This window comes from uncultured Allofournierella sp., assembly GCA_944382705.1.
Lineage (GTDB): Bacteria > Bacillota > Clostridia > Oscillospirales > Ruminococcaceae > Allofournierella.
On sequence record CALWNE010000017.1, the window covers coordinates 1 to 16,685 of the forward strand.

Annotated in this window: 14 protein-coding genes, 1 pseudogene and 2 riboswitches; of the genes and pseudogenes, 1 reads left to right on the forward strand and 14 read right to left on the reverse strand. The window is 55.2% G+C overall.

All coding sequences use genetic code 11. The features are described from left to right. From ACH2EM_RS02610 to ACH2EM_RS02675, 14 genes and pseudogenes are all read right to left on the reverse strand, one after another. The coding region (locus tag ACH2EM_RS02610) for a diaminopimelate decarboxylase (protein ID WP_395150516.1) at nt 1-926 on the reverse strand (926 nt) is incomplete at its 3' end. Between the two features lie 309 nt (nt 927-1,235). Next, on the reverse strand, nt 1,236-1,658 hold the full coding sequence (locus tag ACH2EM_RS02615) for an HIT family protein (protein ID WP_395150517.1): 423 nt from the start codon (nt 1,656-1,658) through the stop codon (nt 1,236-1,238). Between the two features lie 151 nt (nt 1,659-1,809). After that, nucleotides 1,810-2,331, reverse strand: a complete 522-nt coding sequence (locus ACH2EM_RS02620) for a transcription repressor NadR (protein WP_395150518.1) — start codon at nt 2,329-2,331, stop codon at nt 1,810-1,812. A gap of 101 nt (nt 2,332-2,432) precedes the next feature. Continuing rightward, nucleotides 2,433-3,284: a carboxylating nicotinate-nucleotide diphosphorylase gene (nadC, locus tag ACH2EM_RS02625; protein ID WP_395150519.1), complete on the reverse strand. Its 852-nt coding sequence runs from the start codon at nt 3,282-3,284 to the stop codon at nt 2,433-2,435. Nucleotides 3,285-3,307: 23 nt separating this feature from the next. Then, nucleotides 3,308-4,480 (reverse strand): L-aspartate oxidase, encoded by a 1,173-nt coding sequence (locus ACH2EM_RS02630; protein ID WP_395150520.1) that lies wholly within the window; start codon nt 4,478-4,480, stop codon nt 3,308-3,310. A gap of 21 nt (nt 4,481-4,501) precedes the next feature. Beyond that, nucleotides 4,502-5,422 carry a quinolinate synthase NadA gene (nadA, locus tag ACH2EM_RS02635; protein ID WP_395150521.1) on the reverse strand — a complete coding sequence of 307 codons (921 nt, stop codon included), beginning with the start codon at nt 5,420-5,422 and terminating at the stop codon, nt 4,502-4,504. Nucleotides 5,423-5,881: 459 nt separating this feature from the next. Next, entirely contained in the window at nt 5,882-6,895 is a 1,014-nt protein-coding gene (gene argF / locus ACH2EM_RS02640) for an ornithine carbamoyltransferase (RefSeq protein WP_395150522.1), read from the reverse strand. 26 nt (nt 6,896-6,921) lie between these two features. Next, the gene (locus ACH2EM_RS02645) at nt 6,922-8,094 is read right to left on the reverse strand and encodes an aspartate aminotransferase family protein (protein WP_395150523.1); all 1,173 of its coding nucleotides are present in this window, start codon (nt 8,092-8,094) and stop codon (nt 6,922-6,924) included. After that, a pseudogene (gene argB, locus ACH2EM_RS02650) lies at nt 8,091-8,959 on the reverse strand (acetylglutamate kinase). Before argB ends, ACH2EM_RS02645 begins: the two are co-directional and overlap by 4 nt. Nucleotides 8,960-8,993: 34 nt before the next feature. Further along, the gene (gene argJ / locus ACH2EM_RS02655; protein WP_395150524.1) at nt 8,994-10,208 is read right to left on the reverse strand and encodes a bifunctional glutamate N-acetyltransferase/amino-acid acetyltransferase ArgJ; all 1,215 of its coding nucleotides are present in this window, start codon (nt 10,206-10,208) and stop codon (nt 8,994-8,996) included. Beyond that, nucleotides 10,202-11,158, reverse strand: coding sequence for an N-acetyl-gamma-glutamyl-phosphate reductase (gene argC / locus ACH2EM_RS02660; RefSeq protein ID WP_395150525.1), 957 nt, complete (start codon nt 11,156-11,158; stop codon nt 10,202-10,204). The genes argJ and argC overlap by 7 nt, the downstream gene beginning before the upstream one ends. A gap of 82 nt (nt 11,159-11,240) precedes the next feature. Next, nucleotides 11,241-12,479: an argininosuccinate synthase gene (locus ACH2EM_RS02665; protein WP_395150526.1), complete on the reverse strand. Its 1,239-nt coding sequence runs from the start codon at nt 12,477-12,479 to the stop codon at nt 11,241-11,243. A gap of 368 nt (nt 12,480-12,847) precedes the next feature. Next, complete coding sequence (metK, locus tag ACH2EM_RS02670; protein ID WP_395150527.1) at nt 12,848-13,993, reverse strand: methionine adenosyltransferase; 1,146 nt, start codon at nt 13,991-13,993, stop codon at nt 12,848-12,850. A 126-nt stretch (nt 13,994-14,119) separates the two neighbouring features. Continuing rightward, nucleotides 14,120-14,217, reverse strand: a riboswitch (SAM riboswitch). A 46-nt stretch (nt 14,218-14,263) separates the two neighbouring features. Beyond that, on the reverse strand, nt 14,264-14,905 hold the full coding sequence (locus ACH2EM_RS02675; RefSeq protein WP_395150528.1) for an ECF transporter S component: 642 nt from the start codon (nt 14,903-14,905) through the stop codon (nt 14,264-14,266). A gap of 150 nt (nt 14,906-15,055) precedes the next feature. After that, nucleotides 15,056-15,181: riboswitch (FMN riboswitch) on the reverse strand. 341 nt (nt 15,182-15,522) lie between these two features. Here ACH2EM_RS02675 and ACH2EM_RS02680 point away from each other — a divergent pair. Further along, nucleotides 15,523-16,602 carry a mechanosensitive ion channel family protein gene (locus ACH2EM_RS02680; RefSeq protein WP_395150529.1) on the forward strand — a complete coding sequence of 360 codons (1,080 nt, stop codon included), beginning with the start codon at nt 15,523-15,525 and terminating at the stop codon, nt 16,600-16,602. Nucleotides 16,603-16,685 lie beyond the last annotated feature (83 nt).

Below are 16,685 nucleotides of genomic sequence, written 5' to 3' on the forward strand. Positions count from 1 at the left end.
ATCAGGTTGGCGGCGCAGGCATCCAGGCCCACATAGTCCTTTGCAATGTGTTTTTCGTGGAGCACGGTGGACACCAGGTGACCGTAGGGAGCCAGCATAAACCGGCCCAGCTCGGTGAAGATGGCCACATCTCCCATGCCTTCCGGTACCAGAATTTCCTCAAACTGGCGGCGCACGCCTTCGCCAATGGCCATGATGTCGCTGCTCTGCTCCTCTGGCCGGTAATCCACACCGATACCGCCGGACAGGTTAATAAACGCAATGTGGGCGCCGGTGGCCTTGTGCAGCCGAACCGCCAGCTTAAACAAGATTCCTGCCAGAGTGGGATAGTAGTCGTTGCTGGTGGTGTTGCTGGCCAGGAAGGCGTGGATGCCAAAGTGCTTGGTGCCCTTTTGCATCAAACGGCGGTAGGCCTGCTCCATCTGCTCCTCGGTCATGCCATATTTGGACTCGCCGGGCTGGTCCATAATGTCGTTGCCCAGGCAGAAGGTTCCGCCGGGGTTGTAGCGGCAGCAGACGGTTTCGGGAATGGCGGCCACCCGCTCCAGAAAGTCCACATGGGTGTAGTCGTCCAGGTTGATGTAGGCCCCCAGCTCACAGGCTTTTTGCATATCCTGCACAGGGGTCACATTGGAGGAAAACATCAAGTCCTTGCCGGTAAAGCCACAAGCCTGACTGAGCACCAGCTCGGTGTAGGTGGAGCAATCGGCTCCACAGCCTTCCTCCTGCAAAATCTTGAGCAGAGCCGGAGTGGGCGTAGCCTTAACGGCAAAATATTCTTTAAAGCCCTTGTTCCAGGCAAATGCCTGATTCAAGCGGCGGGCATTTGCCCGGATACCTGCTTCGTCGTAGAGATGAAAGGGGGTGGGAATGTCCGCAATGATTTCCTGGGCCTGCTCCAGCGTGATGAACGGTTTCTTCTGCATTAGGATTCCTCTCTTTTTTCCTGTTTGTTCAGAGTTGTTTTGGTTTATCAAAGCATAGCACAAAAGCAGTGTTTTTTCAACGAAAAACCTGTATATTTTAAAAATCAGCGCAAACTTTTTATACAGCACAAAGCTAAGAGCTGTTTGTTTTGTGTGCGCCTTGTTTTACTTTATAATATACAAACTGAAATAAGGGCTCCTGCCCTATGGAACGCAGCCTTTGCTGCTTGCATTTGCAGCAGTTTAATTATGAATTTTTATGCACAGTGCCAAAAAACGCAGCGACCCAATGCCGCTGCGTTTTTGTGATTACCCCAGATGCTCCCGGATGGTGTTTACCATCTTATCGTATTCTTCCTGGGTCAGGTAGGTCTGGCCGGGATTCATGGCAAATACGCCGCCCCATTCAAACTCATTTTCGTATTTAGGTACCAGGTGCATATGCAGATGACAGCCGGTATCGCCGTAAGCGCCGTAGTTCACCTTGTTGGGTGCAAAGGCCTTGTGCAGAGCCTTGGCAGCCTTGGCCACATCTGCAAAAAAGAGATTACGCTCCTCATCGGTCAGGTTGACCAGTTCGCTTACATGGTCTTTATAAGCCACGATGCAGCGGCCGGGATGGCTCTGCTCCTTGAACAAAATCAGCTGGCTCACCTGCAAATCACACACGGGAATGCCAAACTGGTCCAGCAGTTCATCGCCGCAGCAGTAAGCACAATGATTATCTTTCATAAAAAGTTCCTCCTTTGATGGCAAAGCCCACCCGCAGGCTGGCGAGCCTTGGCTTTTGCCCTGCTTGGTTTATTATACCATGGAGCGACCAAAAGCAACAACCCTCTGTGCAAAACAAAGGCCAGGCCCATTTGGGCTCTGGCCTTTGTTTTTATTGAATGGGAGAGGACTCCAGCAGATAGCCCCTTCGCTGTAGCTCCTGGCAAACCTCCTGGAGAATTTCCGGGCTTTCTGCGCTGATGCGGTGGCGGTGGTAGCCTTCGGTCACATTTTTAAGGGGGCTGCACTGCCCTGCCTGAATGCTTTCCAGCAAGGCCTGGGCTTTGCGGCGGGAATCAACCCCCAGGGGGGCGCAAAGCTCGCCATAAACCTGGTGCATTACACTCACATCCTCCACACAGGCGCCTGCATCCACAATGGCTTGCAGCTCATCCAAAATTTGCTGATCGGTATGAAACACGCAAACCGTACACTCATAGCGGGGTTTGCGGTCCAGCTTGTAGCCACGGCTGGTGGCGGTAATCGCCGCACCGGCTGCCCGCAACAGGGCAATATCCTGCACAATGGCCTGACGGCTTACCCCATATTCCTGCGCCAGCGCAGTGGCGGTGCAGGGTGCCTGGCTGCGGGAGATGGTTTGCAATATAGCCTGACGGCGCTGTGTGCCTGTCATAGACCTGGCCCTCCTTTTTTGCACTGAGTACTCTTTTGTTTTATTATAGCATATCTTCAAAAAATCTCCCAGCGCTTTAAAGGCATCTGCTCCCCTCTGTTTTAGAGCAGTTCCAGATGCTTGAGGGAAAAATCCAGGATTGGTGCAGAGTGGGTAAGCGCTCCGCAAGAAATATAATCCACCCCCAAATCCCGCAGCTGAGCCACCTTTTGGGGCGTAACATTGCCGGAACACTCGGTTTTGGCCCGGCCTGCAATCTGCTTTACTGCAAGGGCCATCTGCTGGGGTGTCATGTTATCCAGCATAATAATGTCGGCTCCAGCTTCCACAGCCTCCAGCGCCATCTCCACGGTTTCCACTTCCACCTCTATTTTGCGCACAAAGGGTGCGTAGGCTTTGGCACGGGCCACTGCCTGGGCCACTCCACCGGCTGCATCAATGTGGTTGTCCTTCAGCAGCACCCCGTCCGAAAGATTGTACCGATGGTTGCTGCCGCCCCCCACCTTTACGGCATATTTTTCAAACAACCGCAGGTTGGGGGTGGTTTTGCGGGTATCCAGCAGCTGAATGCCGCTGCCTTCCAGCAGGTCTGCCATGCGGCGGGTGTAGGTGGCAATGCCGCTCATCCGCTGCAAAAAGTTCAGGGCCACACGCTCTGCGCTCAGCAAGGCCCTTGCGCTGCCCTCCACCACAGCCACCAGCTGGCCGGGCTTTACCGGTTGGCCCTCCTGCACCTGCAACTCCACCTGCACAGAGGGGTCCAGCAGGGCAAATGCCCGGGCAAATACCGGCAGTCCTGCCACAATTCCTTCCTCCTTGCAAAGCAGCTGTACCCGCGCCTTTTGGTGGGCAGCTACCACTGCGTTGGTGGTTACATCCTCCGCAGGAATGTCCTCCTGCAATGCAGCACGAATCCATGGTTCTGCCTGAAGCAGCAATGCACCAGCGTCCATCGTTTTTTCCTTCCTTTCCTGTTTTACCGGGCCTTCTGCCCGCTCATGTGGTGGGCTGCCGCCTGGGCAAACACCAAACTTTCCAGCAGCGAATTACTGGCCAGCCGGTTTGCGCCGTGCACTCCGTTGCAGCTGGTTTCACCCACTGCATACAGCCCTGGCAGCGAGGCGGCACTGTTTTGGTCCACCCAAATGCCCCCCATAAAATAATGCTGAGCCGGCACCACCGGCACCCACTGCCGGGTAATGTCAATGCCTTCCTCCAGGCAGCGGGCATAAATGTTGGGGAAACGGCGGCGGATGGTGTCCGCTCCAATGGGCTCCAGCGAGAGCCACATATGCTCCTTTTCCTCCCGCTCCATCTCCTGCCAGATGGCCTGGGTCACCTGGTCCCGGGCCAGCAGCTCATTTACAAAGCGTTTGCCCTGGTGATTGTACAGCAGTGCGCCTTCGCCCCGTACCGACTCGGAAATCAAAAACCGGCGGCCAGGGCGGGTGCTGTACAGGGTGGTGGGATGGAACTGCACATAATCCAGATGCTCCACCCGCACCCCATGCTTTTGGGCCAGCCGGATGGCATCCCCCGTAAGGTGGGGGAAGTTGGTGGAATGGGTGTACAGCCCGCCAATGCCGCCGGTGGCTACAACGGTATATCCGGCCCGGATGGTATAAGCCCCTTGAGGCCCCTCCACCTGCAAGCCTGCACAGCGGCCCCCTTCCACCACAAAATCCGTCATGGTGGTGTGCTCCAGCAGGGTAAGCCCTGGCCGCTTTTTTGCCTGAGCCAGCAGCTTGGAGGTAATTTCCTTGCCGGTAATGTCCTGATAATACAAAATCCGGGGTTTGGAGTGGGCTCCCTCTCGGGTAAACAAAAATTCCCCATCCTGCCGGGCAAACTCCACCCCGTAGTCCACCAAACGCTGGATAATTTGGGGCGAAGTGCGAATCATCTGCTCCACCGAAGCAGGGCGATTTTCCCACCGGCCTGCCTTCATGGTGTCCTGGTAATAGTCCTCATAGTCCTGCTCGTCCCGCAGCATACAGATGCCGCCCTGGGCCAAAAAGGAATCGCTGCTTTCTGCGTCGGATTTGGTCAGCAGCACCACCGGCCAGTCCGGCGGAAGGCTGAGTGCGGTAAACAGCCCCGCTACGCCTGTGCCCGCAATCACCACCTGGGTGCAGATTTCCTGTTGCATAAGTTGCCCTCCTCTGCGGCGTTACTTGCCAGCCAATTCCAGCATCCGCTCCAGGCTCTCCTTGGCACCCGGGCCAATGGACTGGGGCAGCTCTACCTGATGCTGCGCCTGGGGCTGCTCCAATACTGCCAGAACATCCTCCAGGCGAATGCTTTTCATGTCCGGGCAAAGAGGCAGAGACTGGGGGAAGTAAAACCGTTTACCGGGGTTTTCCTGTTCCAGCTGCCAGAGCACCCCTGCTTCGGTGCAGATGATGTATTCCTGGGCCTCTGCCTCCCGGGCGGCCTTCAAAATGCCGGTAGTGCTGCCCGTATAGTGGGCCAGTTCCAGCACCTGGGGCGTGCATTCCGGATGTGCCAGCACCATGGCCTGGGGATGCTCCCGGCGCAGCTGCTCCACCGCCTGGGGTGTAATGGCCTGGTGCACCGGGCAGCAGCCGTCCACAAACACAAACTCTTTTTCCGGCAGCTGGGCGGCCACATAGCGACCCAGGTTTTGGTCCGGAATAAAGCAGATGGTGCGCTGGGGCAGCTTGCGCACTATTTCCACCGCATTGGCGGAGGTTACGCACACATCAGCGCACTCCTTGAGGGCTGCGGTGGAATTGATGTAGCACACCACCGCCAGATCTGGGTATTGCTGGCGCAGCTGCTGCACCTGCCGGGGGGTTGCCATGTGGGCCATGGGGCAATCCGCCTTGGGCTGGGGCATCAGAACGGTGGCCTGGGGGTTGAGCAGTTTTGCACTCTCCCCCATAAAGGCTACGCCGCAAAATACCAGATACTTTGCACCGGACTGGGCCGCCATCTGGCTCAGGTAGTAGGAATCACCCACATAGTCCGCCACAGCCTGAACTGCGCCGTCCACATAGTAGTGGGCCAGAATCAGAGCCTGTTTTTCCGCCTTGAGGGCGGCAATTTTTTCTTGGATGGTCATACGCATGCTGCCTTTCCTGTAAAGTAATGCCATGATTATAGCACTTTGCCTTTCATGTGACAAGACAGGTGCAATAATTTATGTCGTATTTTTGTTGCACCCACTGGGCAAAGCCCTGGGCAGATGCTGCCGCCGGGTGCAGATTTTGAATCAATATTCCCGCTTACCAAAAACAAGGAATATTCACAGTATTTCTTCCACTTGCCCGCCATATATAATACAATATCACCACCAAACAGGTTGTTCCATGGCTTTTATGATGTTGTGATGGTAATTTTTTATCCTGTTTTTCAGTGGTATTTCTTTAAAAAAACACCAAAGGGGCTTGCCGCCTGCTTATGCAGACTGCAAGCCCCTTTGGATTGCCTAAATAGAATTTGGCCCAAAGTTTTGCCTGGGTTTTAGCTTTGGTTTAGAAAAAACGAGGTATGGTTCCCTAATTTGGGGGGCATTGGGTTTGCACCGTTAACCACCAATGGAATGCAGCGGGTCGGCAAGGGTGGCTGCCATTACTGCCTTAATGGTATGCAGCCGGTTTTCGGCTTGATCGAACACAATGGATCGGCTGCCTTCAAACACCTCATTTGTAACCTCCAGGCCCTCCAGTCCATAGGTCTGGCCTACCTTGCGGCCAATTTTGGTCTCCCAATCATGAAAGGCGGGCAGGCAGTGCATAAACACAGCCTGTGGGCCTGCCAGCTCCATAACCTGCTGGTTTACCTGGTAGGGCAGCAGCTGCTGGATGCGCTGCGCCCAAACCTCCTCCGGCTCTCCCATGGATACCCAGATATCGGTATATACCACATCGGCACCGGGCACGGTCCGGGTTACATCCTCTTCCAGCGTGATGCTGCCGCCACTGGCCCTGGCCAGCTGTTGACACTCCTCTACCAGAAGTTTGTCTGGCCAGAATTCCCTTGGTGCACAGGCCACAAAATGCAAGCCCGTCTTGGCACAGCCCACCATGAGGGAACGGCCCATGTTAAAACGGGCATCCCCCATATACACAAGCCGCACCCCGTTTAAGCGGCCCAAATGCTCCCGTATGGTTAAAAAATCCGCCAGAATCTGGGTGGGATGAAACTCATCGGTCAGGCCATTCCACACCGGAACGCCCGCATACTGGGCCAGCTGCTCCACCGTTTGCTGCTGGTACCCACGGTACTGGATGCCGTCAAACATCCGGCCCAATACCCGGGCGGTATCCGCAATGCTTTCCTTCTGGCCCATCTGGGAGCTGGCGGGGTCCAGATAAGTGACCCCCATCCCCAGGTCATGGCCCGCCACCTCAAAGGCACAGCGGGTGCGGGTGCTGGTTTTTTCAAACAACAGCACAATGTTTTTGCCCTCACACCACCGGTGAGAAAGGCCCGCTTTTTTAAGCTCTTTAAGCCGGGCAGAAAGATGCAGCAGTGTTTCCAGCTGGCTGGGTGTAAAATCCAACAGCTTTAAAAAGCTTTTGCCCTTTAATTCTTCCATGATTGCGTCTCCTTTGTTGCTTGGTTTTAGGGGGTAGCGGCACAAACTTCCTTGAGCACCTGTACAGCCTGTTCCAGCAGCGGTTGCGGAATGTTGAGGGGTGGAAGCAGGCGTACCTTGTTCTTGGCCGAAAGCACCAAAACACCCTGCTGCCTGCATTCTTCAATCACTTGAGCTGCCGGCCGCTGGGTTTCTACCCCCAGCATCAGGCCAAGCCCCTGCACCCCACAGATGCCCGGTGCCTGGCTTAACTGCTCCTTCACCCACTGGCCCTTGGCACGCACCTGCGCCAGTAGCTGTTCATCCAATTCTGCCAGAACGGCCAGCGCCCCGGCGCAGCATACCGGATTGCCTCCAAAGGTAGAGCCATGGTCGCCAGGCCCAAAGACCTGGGCGGTTTTTTGTGCAAACAGCACCGCTCCCAGGGGCAGCCCTCTCGCCAACCCCTTGACGGTGGACACCAAATCCGGCTGGATGCCGTACTGCTGGTAGGCATACAGCGTACCGCAGCGGCCGTTGCCGGTTTGCACCTCGTCGATGATTACCAGTGCCCCATGCTGGTGCGCCATCCGGCACACCTGCTGCACATGGTCTGGGGCCAGCACCTGCACGCCGCCCTCTCCCTGCACCAGCTCCATCATTACGGCAGCACAGGGGTATTGTTCCAGCAGCTGCTCCATCTGCTGCAAATCCCCCACCTTGGCGTGGAGAAAGCCCTCAGTCAGGGGCTGAAACTGGCTATGGAATACCTCCTGGCCGGTGGCGGCCAGGGTGGTGATGGTGCGGCCGTGAAAGCTGCCTTCCAGCGTGATAATCCAGCTGTGTTCCGGGCCAAGCGTCTGGGCTGCATATTTGCGGGCTGCTTTGATGGCGCACTCGTTTGCCTCGGCGCCCGAATTGCAAAAAAACACCTTTTGCATACCGGTGCGCTGGCAGAGGGTACGGGCCAGGTCCACACAGGGCTGGGTGTAATAAAGGTTGGAGGTATGGGCCAGCTGGGCTGCCTGGCGGGTTACCGCCTGGCACCAGCCAGCATGGCCGCTGCCCAGGGTGTTCACCGCAATGCCGCTGCCCAGGTCGATGTACTGCTTGCCCTGGTCGTCCCACAAAAGGGCACCTTCGCCCCGCACCAGCTGCACCGGAAAGCGGCGGTAGGTACCTGCGATCCATTGCTGATTCTGCTGCATAATTTCGTTCATTGGGCTTCTCCTTTCCGGGTAAACATCGTGCCAATGCCTTCGTCGGTGAGCGTTTCCATCAAAATGGAATGGGGAATGCGTCCATCCAGAATAAACACCCGCTTCACTCCCCACTCAATGGCCTGCACGCAGCATTCCACCTTGGGAATCATGCCGCCGCTGATAATCCCTTCCTTTACCAGCGCCGGAGCATCCTCCACATGGATGAGATCAATCAGGCTGCTCGGATCCTGCCGGTTGCGCAGCACCCCTGCGATATCGGTCATGCAGATGAGACTTTCCGCTTGAAGCTCCCCTGCAATGCGGGCAGCGGCCGTATCGGCATTGATGTTGTAAACCTGCCCATCCTCGTCGCAGCCCATGGTGGAAATAACCGGAATATAGCCTTTTTCCAGCACATCCAAAATAGGCTGCACCTCCACATGGTGAATCTGCCCCACATAGCCCAGGTCTGGGTTTTTGCTGCTGGCCCAAATCATGCCCCCGTCCATGCCGCACAGGCCTATGGCCCGGCCGCCTCTGGTTTGCAGCAGTGCCACCAGGCTTTTGTTCACCTTACCTGCCAGTACCATCTGTGCAATCTGAGCCGTTTCGGCATCGGTCACACGCAGCCCTTTACAAACTGGGTTTCTTTGCCCACCTTTTGCAGCATCTCGCTGATTTCCGGCCCGCCGCCGTGCACCAGTACCACCTTAATACCAATCAGCCACAGCAGCACAATATCCCGCATGACGGAATCCTTTAGGGCCGAATCAACCATGGCATTTCCGCCGTATTTTACAACCAATATCTTGCCGGAATACTGGCGGATATAGGGCAGAGCGTGCACCAGAATGCGGGCTCTGTCTGCATTGGAAATCTGCATGGGGGATTCCTCCTTTTTTATATGGGTATAGCGCTCAGGTGCGATAATCGCCGTTGATGCGCACATATTCATAGGTCAAGTCACAGCCCCAGGCAGTGGCATCGGCGGTGCCGTCCTTTAAATCCACCAAAATTTCCACCTCTGGCTGGCTAAGTACTTCTTTCGCCTGCTCCTCACTGAATTCCACCCCGGCGCCATTCTGGCAAACCAGCACCTGGCCCGCCTGAGAGCGGAACGCCACATCCAGCCGGTTCACATCCACCTGGGCCCCACTGTAACCAATGGCGCAGAGCACCCGGCCCCAGTTGGCATCCGCCGCAAACATGGCCGCCTTCAGCAGCGAGGAACAAACAACGCTTTTTGCCACCGTCCGGGCAGTCTGCACATCCGGAGCATGGACTGCGGTGCATTCCAGCAGCCGGGTAGCGCCCTCACCGTCCGCCGCAATGGCGCGGCAAAGGCACACTGTCACCGTGTTGAGTGCCTCCATAAAGGCCGCAAAATCCTGCCCCTCCTGGGTAATGGGGGTATTGCCTGCCTGTCCGTTGGCCAGAATCAGCACCATGTCGTTGGTGGAGGTATCCCCGTCCACACTAATCATGTTGAAGGTTTGGTCCGCATCGCCCCGCAGAGCCTTTTGCAGCATAGCCGGCTCAATGGTACAATCGGTGGTTAAAAACACCAGCATGGTGGCCATGTTGGGATGAATCATGCCGGAACCTTTAGCAATGCCGCCCAACCGGCAAACCTTACCGCCTGCCACAAACTCCACCGCAATCTCCTTGGGTGTGGTGTCGGTGGTCATAATGGCCTGGGCAGCATCGGCACTGTTTTTACCCAGTGCCGATGCCAGCTTGGGCAGACCCTGCCGAATGGGCTCCAGCTCAAGAGGTTTGCCAATCACCCCGGTGGAGGCCACCGCCACATCTTCCGGCTGCAGGCCCAGCTGGGCCGCCGTCATGCTACACATGGCCTTGGCCACTTCCACCCCATTTGCATTGCAGGTATTGGCATTGCCGCTGTTGCAGATAACTGCTTGCGCTGTGCCGCTTTTCAGGTGTTCCTGGGTGACAAAAATGGGAGCACCCTTTACCAGATTACGGGTGTAAACCGCTGCGGCGCTGGCCGGAGTGGTGCTGTAAATGAGGGCTAAATCCTTTTTGCTTTGGTTTTTGCGAATGCCGCAATGCACACCGCCTGCCAAAAAACCCTTTGCGGCACACAGGCCGCCTTCTACCTTTGTTACCATGCTTTCTCCTCCTGCTGGCCCAATACCAGCCCTGTGGTGTGCTGAGTGCCCAGCACCAGATTGATGCATTCCAGTGCTGCGCCGCAAGCCCCCTTGCCCAAATTGTCGTACCGGGCCACCAGCAGGATGCGGTCCTGGCAGCCATGCACCGTTAGTTCCATATCATCCCGGCCGCTGAGGGCAGCGGCACTGCAAAAGCCCTGTTCCTGCGCCTGGGGCAGGTAGCGCACCACCGGCCCCTGATACAACTGCCGATAAACCGCCGCAATCTCCTGCAAGCCTGCACCCTTAGCCAGCTGGCTCCGGTGCAGCTGCACCGTTACCTCCATTCTGCTGTAAAAATTCCCCACAATTGGGCTAAAAACCGGCGGCTGTTCCAGCTGGCAGACGGTTTGCATTTCTGGCAGGTGCTTGTGGGTTTGCCCCAAGGCATACTGGCGGGGTGCCGCCAGCAGAGCATCCTGTCTGCCCTGTTCATACTGGGCAATCATAGCCTTACCCCCACCGCTGTAACCTGTAATGGAATGACAGTGCAGTATAGCATCCGCAGGCAGAAGGCCAGCTGCCCGCAACGGCTGTACCAATGCAATAAAGCCGCTGGCGTGGCAGCCTGGCACCGCAATGCGCTGGGCGTTCTGCACCTTTTGCCAGTGCTGACCGCTCAATTCCGGCAGACCATACACCCAGCTAGGAGCGGTGCGGTGAGCTGTGGAGGCATCCAGAATAACCGCCTTGCATCCCTTGGCCAGCTCCACTGCCTCCTTTGCAGCCTCATCTGGCAGGCAAAGGACAATTACATCCGCCTGTTCTATAGCCTGTTTGCGGGCTTTGGGGTCCTTACGGTGGGCTTCCTCCAATGGAATGAGGGTTACATCCTTGCGTTGCTGCAAGCGTTGTTGCAGGTTCAGGCCGGTTGTACCGGCACTGCCGTCAATAAAAATCTGTTTCACAGCGGCTGACCGCTCCTTTCGGGGTATGTTCAACGGGCAAGCAGGAATTTTGCCCCTGCTGGCTGGATATCCTTATGCCTTGTTAGTTCTGCTTTTTGCCATTTACCCGTGCATTGACCCGGGCCTGTACCTGGATGGGCAAACCAAACAGGTCGATAAAGCCCTTGGCCTGGGCCTGGTCGTACACATCGTCTTTTTCAAAGGTGGCAATTTCAGGGTCATACAGAGAGTACTCGCTCCATACCCCTGCATTGATGATATTGCCCTTGTAGAGCTTGAGCTTTACGGTACCGGTGCAGTTCTCCATCAGCACATCCACAAAGGCGGAAAGAGCCTGCCGCAGCGGAGTATACCACTGGCCGTTGTATACCAAATCGGCAAAAGTGATGGCCAATTCCTGTTTTTTGTGGGCTGCATATTTATCCAGGCAAAGGCTTTCCAGCACCTTAAGGGCCTTGTACAAAATGGCTCCGCCGGGGGTTTCGTACACGCCACGGCACTTGATGCCCACCAGCCGGTTTTCCACCAGATCCAGCAGGCCGATGCCGTTGGCTCCGCCCAGCTGATTCAGCTGCAAAATAATCTCCTTTGCACTCATGGCCTGACCATTGAGGACTGTGGGAATCCCCTTTACAAAATCCAGGGTCAGGTAGGTGGGTTCATCCGGCGCAAGCATGGGAGAAACGCCCATTTCCAAAAAGCCGGGTTTTTCGTAGGTGGGTTCGTTGCCCGGATCCTCCAAGTCCAGACCCTCATGGCTTAAATGCCAGAGGTTTTTATCCTTGGAGTAGTTGGTTTCCTTGGTGATTTTGAGGGGAATCCCATGGGCCTCGGCATATTCGATTTCCTCCTCACGGGACTGGATGCTCCACTCTCTCCAGGGTGCAATAATGGGCATATCCGGGGCAAATGCTTTGATGGTAAGCTCAAAGCGCACCTGGTCGTTGCCTTTGTCGGTGCAGCCATGGCAGATGGCGTCGGCCCCTTCTGCCTTAGCAATCTCCACCAGCCGTTTTGCAATCAGGGGCCGGGCAAAACTGGTACCCAGCATATAATCTTCGTACAAAGCACCTGTCTTGACTGTGGGCAGAATAAAATCATTCACAAATTCCTCGGTTAAATCTTCGATGTACAGCTTGGAAGCGCCGCTTTTGAGGGCCTTTTCCTCCAAGCCTTCCAGCTCATCCGCCTGTCCCACATCGGCCGAAACCGCAATGACTTCACAGCCGTTGTAGTTTTCTTTCAGCCAGGGAATGATGATGGAGGTATCCAACCCGCCGGAATATGCCAAAACCACTTTTTTGATGTTTGTATGCTGCATGAGTTCCTTCTCCTTTTCGTCGGCCTTTCTGCCGTGTTTTGTGTTGGTGTTATCATAACAGCATTCGCATAAATTTTTAATATTTAAAAATAAATATTCATTCATTCCCCTTCATTTTCATCGTTTTACTGGTTTTTTGCGGATAAAAATTCATTTTAATTCGTCACTTTTACATATAATTTCATTGCATACCCCTGCGGATTGCCGTCCCCCAGCAACAGCCGGCGAATCTTTGAATGCATTTTAATGCAAAACAAAAAGAGCACATCCCCAGCCCTTTGGCAAAGGAATGTGCTCTTTTTTGCTAACAAATGCCCAGCGTATGGGCAGCTTTTTTAATGGACCAATGTTTGAAAGGCTGAGGCCAATCAGGCCAGAGCAGCCTTCAGGGCTTCCACCCGGTCGGTGCGCTCCCAGGCTGCGTTCAGGTCCTCACGGCCCATGTGGCCGTAAGCGGCCAGGCCACGGTAGACCGGGCGGCGCAGCTCCAGATCCCGGATGATGGCAGCGGGACGCAGGTCAAACACCTTGCGCACAGCAGCTTCCAGCTGTTCCTGCTCCACGGTACCGGTACCAAAGGTATCCACCAGAATGCTTACAGGTTCGGCCACACCGATGGCGTAGGCCAGCTGTACCTCACAGCGCTGGGCAAAACCAGCGGCCACAATGTTTTTGGCTACCCAGCGGGCTGCATAGGCTGCACTGCGGTCCACCTTGCTGGGGTCCTTGCCGCTGAATGCGCCGCCGCCATGGCGGGCGTAGCCGCCGTAGGTATCCACAATGATTTTGTGGCCGGTCAGACCGCAGTCACCCATGGGGCCGCCCACCACAAAACGGCCGGTGGGGTTAATGTAAAAACGGGTGTTTTCGTCCACCAGATGGCTGGGCAGAGAGGGACGGATTACATACTCCAGAATATCCTGGCGCAGCTGCTCCATCTCCACCTCGGGGCTGTGCTGGCTGGAAATAACCACAGCATCCACCCGCACAGGCTGGCCGTCCTGGTATTCCACCGTTACCTGGCTCTTGCCGTCCGGCCGCAGATAGCCCAGGGTGCCGTCCTTGCGTACCTGGGTCAGGCGGCGGGCCAGCTGGTGAGCCAGGCTAATGGGCAGGGGCATCAGTTCGGGGGTTTCGGTGCAGGCATAGCCAAACATCATGCCCTGGTCGCCGGCGCCGCCCACCTCATCGTTGGTGCCCAGCGCAATGTCCGGGCTTTGCTCGTGGATGTTGGTCAGCACGGCGCAGGTTTCGGCATCAAATCCGTACTTGGCGCGGGTGTAGCCGATGTCTGCAATCACCTGGCGGCCAATGGACTGCACATCCACGCTGCTGGTGGTGGTAATCTCACCCATGATATGCACCAGTCCGGTGGAGCAGGTGGTCTCGCAGGCTACACGGGCCTGAGGGTCCTGTTCCAGGATTGCATCCAGCACAGCATCACTGATTTGGTCACAGATTTTGTCGGGATGGCCCTCGGTTACGGACTCGGAAGTAAAATACAGCTTTTCCATTTAAATCGTTCTCTCCTTAGCAAATGCATTTGATGATTGGCCTTTGCAGACCGCTGCGAAACTGTGACAGCAACTTGCCGGAAACAACAAAAAACGCCCAAGGGCCGAAAGCCCCTGAGCGGTATACGCTTATCTTTCGGTTCCCCGCAGGATTTAGCACCTTGCACACTGTGCAGGTTGCCGGACTTCATCGGGCCTGTTCCCTCCGTCGCTCTTGATAAGTTGCTATTCAATTTACGATGCCGAGTATACCACGGCGTTGGGGCTTTGTCAAGCCTTTTCTGCAATGGCAGAAGCCTTGGCAGTCTCCTGCTGGCGGCCATGGAGAATGGGGCTGAGGGGCTTGTAGACCACAAAGGTGAGCACACTCACCAACAAACCCTTTATCAGGGTGAAGGGCATATTGAAAATCAGCAGACATTCCAGCAGGCCATTCACGCTGGGACGCAGTGCCTGGTATGCCTGAATGATGGGCTCCATACCGCCAAACAGCTGGCTGTAAATGGGGTAGGTGATGAAATAGTTGATGGGAACGCTTGCCACTGCCATAACCACGGAACCCAGCAGAGCAGCCAGCACAGCAGTGCGGCGATTTTTACGGAATTTGTACAGCAGACCGGCACCTCCGCAGAAGGCGGCACCCAGCAGGAAGTTGCACACCTCGCCAATACCACCAGTGCTGGTACCATTAAACAGAATGTTCAGCAGGTTTTTTACCAGGCAAACGGCAACACCGTACACAGGGCCCATGCTGAAGGATGCCAGCAGGGCGGGCAGCTCGGAAACATCCATCTTTACAAAGCTGGGAATGAGCATGGGCAGGCTGAAGTCCAGCAGCATGAGCACGGTTGCAATGGCAGACAGCATTGCGGTTACTACCAAATTTCGGATACGCATTGTGGATTTTGTCATGATTGGTTCCTCCTTGGGGCAATACATTTCCCCATCTTTTAAATTTGAAAGACGGCCCCAAGTACCACATCAGCAAGGAACAAAAAACGCCCTTTTACAGGAAATTACCTGCAAAAGGGCGCACTGCAACGAATTGAATACGGTTCCTCGCTGCCGTTTCTTTCATCCGGACTATACCGTCGGCTCTGGAATTTCACCAGATCGGCACAGGCACACGGCCTTGTGTTCGCGGGCTTTACCGCCGGTGGGGACTTTCACCCCGCCCTGAAACTGCTTTCTTGCCTTGTATTATAGCACCTGATTTTTGCAATTGCAAGCCTTGATTGTAAAATTTACCCAATATTTTTTCAGATTTGGGACTAGCATCTGGCACCATCCTGTGCCCTATACATTATATGGAACCAAATCTCCAAAGAGAACCCAGCGGACCAGGCCGCTGCTTGCCCCTTGATAGGCACGCAGCCAAGCAATCCGCAGCACCCCCCATTGCATTTACCGAAAGGAGCGTGGTATACTTGAAACGAATTTTTACGGCCGCTTTTTTGCCAAAGAAGCTTGCTCAATGGGTGCCCGCATGGGCCAGCGGCGAATTTTTTACAACAGGACGGACTTTTTCTATGCTTGCTCAAATTCAGGATTATCTTGTAAACACCCCCGGTGCTTGGCTGCAGCTTACATTTTGCATTGTATGCTTTCTGCTTTGCTACCTGCTCAGCCGTTTGATGCGCTATAAACTGATGCCCACACTGGTAGCCACCCTAAAGCGGCGCAAATCAAAGGGTCTTTATGTGCTGGCCAAAGGCTTTGCAAAACCCGCTCCCGTTATGGTATGGAGCGTTGGTTTTTTTGTGGCCTGCATGATGCTGCCCTTGCCGGATGCTGTGTTGCTCCCCTTCATGAACCTTCTGCACAAACTGCTGAACCTGAACCTCATCTGCCTGTGTGCCTGGGGATTGATTGGCAGCAGCGATGTGGGGCCCCTGCTGTTCCACGATGTGCGCGGCCGGCTGGATTTGGACATGGACAACACCGCTGCCACCTTTTTGAACAAAATCCTGAAGGGTGTTATCCTGGTGTTTGCAGGCCTGATGATTTTACAGGAACTGGGCGTTAAGGTGGATAGCTTGATTGCCAGCCTGGGCCTTGCAGGTTTAACCATCTCCCTGGCCGCCAAGGACTATGCCACCAACTTTTTTGGCGGCTTGATTGTGATTTTTGAAAAACCCTTCTCCATTGGAGACTGGATTTCCTGCAGCGAGGGCGAAGGCGAAGTGGAGGATATCTCCTTCCGTTCCATCCGCATCCGCCAGCTGAACGACACCATGCTGGTGATTCCCAACAGCACCCTGGTAAATGGCGCCCTGGTGAATTACAGCAAAATCAACCACCGCCTGGCCAAGTACAGCATTGGCATCAGCTACCAGGCCAGCCGCACCCAACTGGAACATCTGCTGGCAGACATCCGCAGCACCTTGGCGGCCCGGCCGGATGTAATTGCGGATAGCATTCGGGTGCAGTTCACCGGCTTTGGCCCTTCCAGCATGGATTTGCTGGTTCAGTTTTATGTTACCACCAGCGTTTATGCAGAATTTTTAAAAATTCAGGAAGCATTCAATCTGGATTTGATTGAACTGGTGCACAAAAACGGATGCGGCTTTGCCTTCCCCTCCACCAGTATTTACATCGAAAAGAAGTAACCGCCATTCTTTTGCTTGTTGCTTTTCACTCCAGAGCGGCTTACCTCGGCTCAGCTATTGCCATAATTTTTGCTTTGACCCGC